The organism is Microvirga sp. P4_G7 (genome assembly GCF_056401005.1).
The window spans coordinates 1-732 of sequence record NZ_JBFUKD010001090.1; the positions used below are offsets into that span (position 1 = coordinate 1).

A 732-nucleotide genomic window follows, 5' to 3' on the forward strand; every position below is an offset into this window, starting at 1 on the left:
TTCGATCGATCCCTTGCGAATGGTGTTGATGTCCAGCGGCTTCCCCGCATCAACAGTTCCGGCAATACCGACGTAGATTGCGGACCCGCCGTAGAGACGCGCGCGCTGCAAAGCGGTTGAGATTTTGTCCCGTACCCTGAGCTCACGCTCCGCGGTCTCCAGCGCCTCGATAGCGGCCTCATCGGTCTGCCAGTCCCGCCATTCCCGGGTCATATCGTACGGGACGATGTCGACGATCTTCCGGTTGAGCCAGTCCGACCGATACATAGCGTCGAGCTGCGGCCGTGTGAGCAGGTTCAGCGCATAGACGTTCGCAGTTGACTTGTCCTTTACGGTTCCGAGCCCGCTGATGAGGTTGACGAGAGTGTCACGTATCCAAGCCATCAACCGACCACGTTCAACATGCCGTATTGGCGTTTCGATATGAGCTGCCCGAACGCGCCAGAGGAGGCGTCGACCTGGTCTTTGAAGCTACCGCTGGGAAAGAGGCAGAGCTCGTCGAGATAGGGCTCGTTCCAATCGCCAGCGACGAGATAGACGTTGCCGGCCTCGCACTGTGCCGAGAACGGCTCTGCTCTCGTCACCTTGTCACCGCTCTCAGGCTCTGCATGGACGGTCCACCCAGCAAGGAGAGTGATCAAATCTTTCGCCTGTACCTTGCCGGCCTGTCCGGGATCTTAGGGCAGACTGATGCGAACGCTTTTGCCGTCGGTCGAGGCCGTTGCCTTGATC

At 59.4% G+C, this 732-nt stretch carries 1 protein-coding gene and 1 pseudogene; both read right to left on the reverse strand.

Translation table 11 applies throughout. From position 1 onward, the window contains the following. Window positions 1-384, reverse strand: a 384-nt coding sequence (locus AC1DT3_RS23210) for an anti-CBASS protein Acb1 family protein (protein ID WP_477467510.1), incomplete at its 3' end; no start/stop codon positions are given. Beyond that, a pseudogene (gene terL, locus AC1DT3_RS23215) lies at window positions 384-665 on the reverse strand (phage terminase large subunit); the annotation flags it as partial. The pseudogene terL and the gene AC1DT3_RS23210, both read right to left, overlap by 1 nt. Between the last annotated feature and the right edge of the window lie 67 nt (window positions 666-732).